The following is an 8,628-nucleotide window of genomic DNA, read 5'->3' on the forward strand; positions in this document are numbered from 1 at the left end:
ACAATAGATACAGCTCTATTTACATTAATTGAGGATGATGGAACAGAATATTCAGCAGATACTTATGCTGGTGATTGTATTGAGGATAATGGAGATTTTTTCTTAAATCAATTAAACCCTAAGATTGAACAAACAGGGTATATAGTGTTTGATGTAGCGGATGTTTCAAAATCTTATCAATTACAAGTTGCTGCTGGAATTTTTTCAAGTAACACAGAGTTGATATCTTTAGGAGAGAATGCAATGGCTAATGATCAATAAATCGCTAGGGGTCATATCCCGCCCGACTTTAGTCGAAAAATGATAATAAATTTGAAATACACTTTGTTCAAATTGCAAAGTTTAATTAATTAGAGCAGAAGAATTTGAAAGAAGATAGACTTTAAAGTATGTAAAATATAAATATTATTAGAAAACAAGCCATAAAATCATGAAATACGATTTTATGGCTTGTTTAAAATGAAGGTATGTTAATATATGAACAAAAAACTAAGAATTTAATTAGAAGATTACAGTAATTATTTGACAATGAAATGATATCAATTATATATTCCTGTATTACAGCAAACAGTTAAAAAAGGAGATTTGTATTTAAAAGATTTAGGTTATTTTAGCATAGAAGATTTAAGTTTATTGAATCTCAAGAAGCATACCACATATCTAAAATTAAATAAATTTTTAATATTGATAAGATAAAGAAAACTAAATAGGGTACTATGATATGTGAATAAATTTGTATATTTAATAATATATACAAATTTATTGAAAATATGCTATAATTTTAAGTATGATAATGGTGAAATTTAGGAATAATTGACTAGCTAATGTTTTATATGGAGAGTATATATTGAGGTGATGATATGTCTTTTTTATGTAACAAGTGTAATTTGAGTGCTAATATAGAAAAAAATAGAGTTAAACTAGATAATCTAATAACTGAGAAGAATTATAATTTACTTAATTCAGAAGTTATAAACTTAAGTAAGATATTGGATGTGTTGGTATATGAATGTGTATTATGCAATAAGGATATAAAAAACTTATCTAGATTGAATTTAACAAATATATTTGGAACACACTCAGTTTTTTATTATTATGGAGATCAACATCTTTTTGCTAGTATGTATTTATATATAATAGAAGGTATTAATAATAATGAAATTATTTATGTTTCTATGGAAAAAAGATTACAAAGTGAATTGTTATTTTTTCTAAAAGTTAATAATGTTGATGTTAAACATATTAAATTTAGACCTGTAGAAGAATTGATAAGGTGCAATAGTACTGGAGGATTACCTGAATTAAAAGAAAAAATTAATAATATTTTTTTAGAAAATGAAGTGAAGAAATATAGTGGGGTCAGATGGATTGGACAACCTACTTATGCTATTCAAACTACTTCACAAAAAGATTTTTTAGATTGGGAAATAAATTTAAGCGAAGCCTTAAAAAGCACTAATTTATCCTTACTTTGCATATACGATGCTTATGATTATATGCATGAGGGTGAGTTTATAAATGAAACAGTAATAAAACAATCAATATCTACTCATTCTTATATTTTAACGTAGCTAGCAGAAGTCTCCACCCTCAACAAAGTAGGATGGAGATAAATGCGTAAAAACAACTTATTTGTACTATTATTTTGCATAAAAATATACTCAGTAGTAAATAATATAAATAGGTGATATAAATGAAATTAGATACAAATAATCATTCAGTCTTCTTATTGAATTACCATCTTGTATTAGTGGTGAAATACAGAAGAGAAGTAATAAAGAAATATATTCAAGATCAAGGAAAGAAATGAGGTGAAGGAGTTGCTAAAAGCTTAGAAATATAGAATATATCCAAATTCAAAGCAAAGATTATATTTAGCTAAAACATTTGGTTGCACTAGATTTATATATAACAAAATGTTAGAAGATAGAATAAAATCATATGAAGAAAATAAGGATTTAGATATTAAATGGGTTTCCTAAATTTAAGAGCCAAAAATCTAATTATTATAGTTATACAACTAATAATTAAAATGGAACTGTAGCTATTGAGAATAGACATATTAAGATCCCAAAATTAAAATCTATGATTAAAATAAAACAGCATAGTGACTTCGATAGCTTAATAAAAAGTTGTACTATATCAAAAACATGGGGTAATAAGTATTTTATTTCTATACTAGTTGATGCTGAAAATATAAAGTTGCCAAAGATAGAAAATAAAATAGCAATTTAGCAAAGGCAATAAGCGAAGTATCATGGTTTGAGTTCAGAAGAATGTTAGAATATAAAGCCCAGTGGTATGGAAGAACAATAGTAGTTGCGCCATCTGATTATGCAAGTAGCCAATTATGTTCTAATTGTGGTTATAAAAATAAAGAGGTAAAAGACCTAAAACTCAGAGAATGGACTTGTCCGAAATGTGGATCACATCATGATAGAGATATAAATGCAGGAATAAATCTACTGAAATTAGCTATATAATTTTAGTAATAATCAGAGGTCGGTGCGACCTTGTTAGCATGGGTAAACTTGCTCTGTTAGGAGTATTGACCAAGAAGCCCCCACTTCAACAAAGTAAGTGGAGGGTAGTTCACATTAGTAATTATGCTTTTGATAGAAGTTATAAGTGAGTAATTTACTATCAACCCTGATTATTGATGTGTTGACTTTGAGTTCCTTGCCTTTCTAAAGAATGCCTTTTCATAGTTCTGTTATTATTTTTACCTTCCTCACTTGCTAAAGAAGTTTGATGATTGCATTTCTCAGCTCTAACTGATTTTTTATCTATTTGACTATCCTTTGCCATTATATATCCTCCTTTTTATTTTAGTTCTTTATTATTATTAATAGGAGTGCAATAAAATATTCTTATATTTAATAGCAAATTAAAAAGTCTTTTGTACTATGCAAAATTAATTTGAATTAGTTCCAAGCTATATCTGCATCTTTTCTTGGTGCTGTTCTTTTAAACTTAACATCAGGATAATCAATTACTATATAAGTTACTACTTCTTTTCCCCACACCGGATTTTCATGTATATGAGTTATTTTGAATCCTTTACTTTTATATAGATATAGAGGAAGTTGGAATAAAATGAAGAAATATATAAATTAGAGGTGATATTAATGAAGTATAATCCAGATAAATATTATAGAATGGAATATTTTAAAATAGGTCTTATTCTTTTACCGTTAATGTATTTAATGTATTTAAATTTACTATTTGAAGAAACTCTTAATAATAAAATATTTATTAATCCAGTATTTTTGGTTGCCTTTTTACCAATGTATGGAGAAGTGTATTCATATAGTTTCCCGAGGCAAGCTATGGAAATATATGAAACAATAGTATTTAGGACATTTAGTAAAAATGTAGATAGAATAATGGATTTTGCAATATGGGTAGGCATTGCATTATCACAAATTTTACTTATAAAAACGGATAATCCAGTTGTTATTAGTATAGGTATCTTTATTTTTGTAATTATTAGTTATGTGTTTAGAAGGAAGTCTCTAGTTATAGGAGATAAAAATACTATTATTGGTAAAAAGAGATTGTCGAATTCTGCAATAAATGATATTTCATTTGAAAGCAAAAAGGTAATAATTAAAACTAGTGAAGGTAATTATGAAATAGGCAATTGGTTAATGAAAAATAAATTATGGCAGCTAGAAAGGGTAGCTTTAGAGATTATTAATCCTTAATTCAGCATTATAATATAATGTTCAGATTTTTGATAAAACCTTGCTAATTAGCAAGGTTTTAAAGAAAGCAAAGGATTTATCTGATGATATGTTGGAGCTCTTTTGGGATGATGAAGAAAAAATTGAAAAAAAGTTGAGGAATATTATGGCATTATATAATTGTAATTATGGTTTGGATTTAATGCATAAGTATATGGCAACGGTTAACATCTATTGAGTGATACGCAAATGATATGGGTATTGCTGTAGTACTGAAGATTTCATCTGCGAAGCAAGTGTGGCATTTAAGAATTGCTTAGAATCCTTAGATATACCTTTTGAGTATAGGGAAATACCAGGTGTTCATGAATGGCAATTATGGTTTAACGATTGCTCAACTATTGTTCAACAATTGCTTACTCCAAACATTCATGCTTTCTAAATTACCATATATATTAGTGTTGTTAATAAGAGTACCACAAAAATTATAACCTAGTTTAGAGAAAGTTATATTCATTCCATAGGATAGAGATCTTGCTATTGTATATGCTACCTTAAAATTTTCTTTTCTCATCGATTCTTCCATCTTATTTAATAAGAATAAACTAAATCCATTACCTCTAAAATCAGGGTGTGTTGCAAAATCAGTCATTTCAACACTTTTTGTTGAGTAATCCATTTCTGTTGAAGCTAAGGAGATTAAATTTCCTTTATATTTTATTGCAAAATAATAAAAATTCTCATTCATAGTTTTTTTCAAATATTCCTCATCTTTAATAGGGAAAGGATAAGTTTCAAATACTTCTGTGTATAATTCACTCATTTGTTTTGAATCAGATTCGTCGCAAATGCTAAAAGTATATCCTTCTCCAAGCTCTATAGGTTCTGAAATTTTATCTTTAGAGCTAGCTAACATAATAATTTCTTTTATTTTATCCTCATTTTTAATATTCAATCTATTTTCACTAAAATATTTACCCATAAAAAGTTCAGCTTCTTCATTATAAAAGTTTGGAATAGTGGCTTCTAAGATATATCCATTTTGGACAAATTCCCTATTTAAATAATGAGGTGTTTTGACAAATATTTTAGTGTATTTATTTTCATTTGCAAGATTATCTAGTATATTTATTATATTTGGTAAATCTTCCTTATCTAATTTCATTAAATATATCCTATCGTTATATTTACCATGATTAATAATTGATTTTCCTATTTGCTCTGTTCTGTCGTAATCTATTTTATTCATTGTCTTCTCTTCTTTGTAATCTATTATTATTCTCAGGAATAAGTGAAATAGTGTCACTAGATTCTAATAAAAGTTTTTCTATGCCCACTGCTTTATACTCATCAGCTTCATTTGTTTTTCTGAGTAACATACATTCTTCGCAACCTTTAGTACAATCATGAGAGTTATAAGAGTCAGGCTCCTTATATGAAGTTATTATACCCTCATAATTTCTTAAAATTACTTTGTTTGGTGCAGATGAAATGAGATAATTTGGCATAACTCTAATTTTACCTCCTCCACCTGGTGCATCAATTACATAGGTGGGAACAGCAAATCCACTTGTATGTCCAATCATACGCTCCATAATTTCTATACCTTTAGAAACTGGAGTTCTAAAATGAGCTAAGCCTTCTGATAAATCGCATTGATATAAATAATATGGCCTAACCCTATTTTTTACTAATTGTTGACAGAGCTTTTTTATGATTTCTGGGCAATCATTTATTCCAGCTAGGAGCACGCTTTGATTGCCAAGAGGTATACCTGCATCTGCAAGTTTTCTAAGGGCTTCTTTTGATGATTTTGTAAGCTCTCTTGGGTGATTAAAATGAGTATTAACCCATATTGGATGATGTTTTTTTAACATATTAACTAAATTATCTGTGACTCTATAAGGGAGTACTACAGGTATTCTAGAACCAATTCTAATAACTTCTACATGAGGGATTTTCCTAAGTTCTGTTAAAATCCAATCTAAATTTTCTGTGCTTAATAAGAAAGCATCACCACCGGATAACAGAACATCTCTTACTTTAGGAGTATTTTTTATGTATTCTATACCTTTCTTTAATGTATCTCTATTAGGGATTGAATCTACATCTCCAACTTTTCTTTTTCTTGTACAATGCCTGCAGTACATTGCACAAACATTGCTTATATGAAATAGAACTCTATCTGGATAACGATGAGTTATACCTGGAACTGGACTATCTTTATCTTCATGCAAAGGGTCTGTCATGTCATGATTTCCTACCAAGGATTCATTTATAGAAGGAAAAGCCTGTTTGAAAATAGGGTCGTTTTTGTAATCATCTGTATCAATTAATGATAAATAGTATGGAGTTATGGAAAGAGGAAAAGTTGAGGTAAGCTTCTCTAGTTTTTCTCTTTCTTCATTGGTAAAATTAATATTCAAAAGTCTTTCAAAGGTACTAATTTTTGTTATTGAATTTTTAAGCTGCCATCTCCAATCCTTCCAATAAGATAAATCCTTGTTTTTATAATTTTTTTCAAGTTCTTTTATTTTATCCTCAACAATTTGCATTATATCACTCCTCTTATATAGAGTTTCCACTTTAGTCATTTATTTATTCGTACTTTTGTTGTTGAGTAATTAATAAAAGGTGATTAAAAGCACTTGCAATTAATGTATATAAAATAGAATGGAATTGAATAACAAATTGTGGGATATTCTATCTTTAAAATGAAATAATAAAAAGTATATACATATAAATTCAAAGGAGTAGAATACAAATTGAAGAAAAAAGTTTTGATAGTGGGAGCAGGTATTGGAGGCTTGGCAGCAGCTGTAAGATTATTAAGTAAAGGATATGAAGTTAAAGTTTATGAAAAAGAAAAAACAATTGGCGGTAAAATTAATATAAGAGAAACAAAAGATTTTGATTTTGATCTAACAGCATCTATTTTAATGACACCAAATGTTTACAAAGATATATTTGATTTTGCAGGTAGAAAATATGAGGATTATCTTGAGTTTATAAGATTAGATCCAAATTATAGAGTCTATTATAATGATGGAAGTTGCTATAACTTTTCGTCTGATTTAACAAAATTGGTTTATACACTGGAATCAATTTCTAAGGAGGATAGTGTTGGGTATTTTAAGTTTCTTAGTGATAGTTATGGAAAATTTATTATAGCAGATGAATATTTTTTAAATAAACCATTTAGAAATATGTGTGACTTTTTTAATCCTTTTACTTTAACACAAGCACTAAAAATTAAAACATTGTCTACCACTTATAACTATGTTTCCGAATTCATAAAAAGTGAAAAATTGAGACAATTTATATGCTATCAAGCTTTTTATGTTGGTATTTCACCTTATAATGGGCCAAACATTTATACTTTGATACCTACAATATCACAGTTATATGGACTTTGGCATATTAAAGGAGGCATGTATAGTTATATTTTAGCATTACAAAAACTTATTATGGAATTAGGGGGTAGCATTGAAACCAATATTAATGTAGAAGAAATATTAATATCGGGAGGAAAAGCTATAGGTTTAAAAACAAGTAAAGGGGTAGAAAAAGGAGATATAATAGTTTGCAATGCTGATTTTCCTTATTCCATGAATAATTTAATCTTAGATAAAAAAGCAAAAGGAGTATACACAGATAAAAGTATTTCAAACATGAAGTACTCATGCTCTACATTTATAATATATCTAGGGTTAAAAAAGAAATATAAAAATCTTTCTGTTCACAATTTTTATATTAACCAAGATTTTAAAGAAAATATTCAATGTATTTTTAAGGGGAAATTACCTACAAAACCTTCTCTATATATTTATTGCCCAAGCAGAATAGATGAAAAAATAGCTTGCAATAATAGAGCGTCATTAAATATTATGGTATGAGTACCTAATTTATATTTTGATAAAATTAAGTGGGGTAAAAATGAAATTTCTTTATTTAGAAGAAAGATTATCGATACAATAAAAAACATAAAAGGACTTAAGGATATTGAGGATAATATTATTTATGAAAGTTATTTAACACCAGAAGATTTGCAAGCTTCATTTAATTCATATTATGGAACGGCTTTTGGATTAAGTCATACTTTAACTCAGACCAATTATTTTAGACCTCATTTAAAGTCACCTAATACTGAAAATCTTTATTTTGTTGGTAGTTCCGTTCATCCTGGGACAGGGGCATCTATAGTATTACTTTCAAGTAAATTGGTTGTAGAAGAGATTTTAAAAGATAATATTCAAAGCTGAGATTAAAAAAAATGAAAAATCATAAAAGGAATTTATGTTATAATTAATTGGAATAATTACAAGCTTTTACAATGTTAGAAATCAAGTCTGCCTAAAGGCAGACTAAGACCACTAGGGCATACGAATAAATATTTACAGTTAATTCATAATTTGTTTTTTAGCATTAGTGATCTTAGTGACGAACTTACTTTATAGAAAAGAGGTTATTATGATTTTATGATTTAAGTTACTTTTTAATGACTTAAGTTATTTTTTTACTTAAAATTAGTGACTTCAGTTATTTTCTAAAGAATAAGTAGTGACCCTTGATATATTGTTGTAGATGAGCAGTTCTAATAGAATAATAATAAGGATACAAGTATACAAGGAGAATTTTATTATAAAAAAGGAATAAATCAAAAGGAGGATTATATGAAAAATAAAGTAGTAGTTTTGTTATGATTGTATTGATGTTAGCTTTTTTAGTTTGAGGTTGTGGTAACGCAGAAGAGGACAAGGGAGAAAGTGCGGTTAATAAAGTAGTTAAAGAAGTAGTTTAAACGGAAGTGCCGGAAAATGAAGAAACTTACAAACTATTAATAAAATGTTATTTGTTCACGGGGGTCCTAGCATAGCCATCAACCTAACAGAACCAATTTATGTAAAATAACAAATCTAGATGTTACCTATTAGATTACAAT

8 protein-coding genes and 2 pseudogenes are annotated in these 8,628 nt (G+C 27.7%); 7 read left to right on the top strand and 3 right to left on the bottom strand.

Annotation, left to right across the window (positions count from 1 at the left end):
- The 4 genes and pseudogenes from ACVHXK_RS18135 to ACVHXK_RS18150 form a co-directional block, all read left to right on the top strand.
- Window positions 1-261 (top strand): DUF4352 domain-containing protein (locus ACVHXK_RS18135; RefSeq protein ID WP_461207819.1); only part of this gene is annotated, 261 nt, incomplete at its 5' end.
- Window positions 262-860: 599 nt separating this feature from the next.
- The gene (locus tag ACVHXK_RS18140; protein WP_461207820.1) at window positions 861-1,571 is read left to right on the top strand and encodes an MEDS domain-containing protein; all 711 of its coding nucleotides are present in this window, start codon (window positions 861-863) and stop codon (window positions 1,569-1,571) included.
- Between the two features lie 122 nt (window positions 1,572-1,693).
- A pseudogene (locus ACVHXK_RS18145) lies at window positions 1,694-1,804 on the top strand (transposase); the annotation flags it as partial.
- Between the two features lie 40 nt (window positions 1,805-1,844).
- A pseudogene (locus ACVHXK_RS18150) lies at window positions 1,845-2,483 on the top strand (zinc ribbon domain-containing protein).
- A gap of 160 nt (window positions 2,484-2,643) precedes the next feature.
- On the opposite strand, the gene ACVHXK_RS18155 reads toward ACVHXK_RS18150, so the two are convergent.
- Window positions 2,644-2,808, bottom strand: a complete 165-nt coding sequence (locus ACVHXK_RS18155; RefSeq protein ID WP_461207821.1) for a hypothetical protein — start codon at window positions 2,806-2,808, stop codon at window positions 2,644-2,646.
- Between the two features lie 320 nt (window positions 2,809-3,128).
- Between ACVHXK_RS18155 and ACVHXK_RS18160 the strand changes: the two genes are divergently transcribed.
- Complete coding sequence (locus tag ACVHXK_RS18160) at window positions 3,129-3,707, top strand: hypothetical protein (RefSeq protein ID WP_461207822.1); 579 nt, start codon at window positions 3,129-3,131, stop codon at window positions 3,705-3,707.
- Between the two features lie 373 nt (window positions 3,708-4,080).
- Here the strand turns inward: ACVHXK_RS18160 and ablB are convergent, their stop codons facing one another.
- Both ablB and kamA read right to left on the bottom strand, forming a co-directional pair.
- Window positions 4,081-4,935, bottom strand: coding sequence for a putative beta-lysine N-acetyltransferase (ablB, locus tag ACVHXK_RS18165; RefSeq protein WP_461207823.1), 855 nt, complete (start codon window positions 4,933-4,935; stop codon window positions 4,081-4,083).
- Window positions 4,928-6,241 (bottom strand): lysine 2,3-aminomutase, encoded by a 1,314-nt coding sequence (gene kamA / locus ACVHXK_RS18170; RefSeq protein WP_461207824.1) that lies wholly within the window; start codon window positions 6,239-6,241, stop codon window positions 4,928-4,930. The genes ablB and kamA overlap by 8 nt, the downstream gene beginning before the upstream one ends.
- A 210-nt stretch (window positions 6,242-6,451) precedes the next feature.
- Between kamA and ACVHXK_RS18175 the strand changes: the two genes are divergently transcribed.
- A complete protein-coding gene (locus tag ACVHXK_RS18175) occupies window positions 6,452-7,582 on the top strand; it encodes a phytoene desaturase family protein (protein WP_461207825.1) in 1,131 nt (376 codons plus the stop codon).
- 87 nt (window positions 7,583-7,669) lie between these two features.
- Complete coding sequence (locus ACVHXK_RS18180) at window positions 7,670-7,948, top strand: phytoene desaturase family protein (protein WP_461207826.1); 279 nt, start codon at window positions 7,670-7,672, stop codon at window positions 7,946-7,948.
- Window positions 7,949-8,628 lie beyond the last annotated feature (680 nt).

Source organism: Clostridium sp. DL1XJH146 (assembly GCF_054819755.1).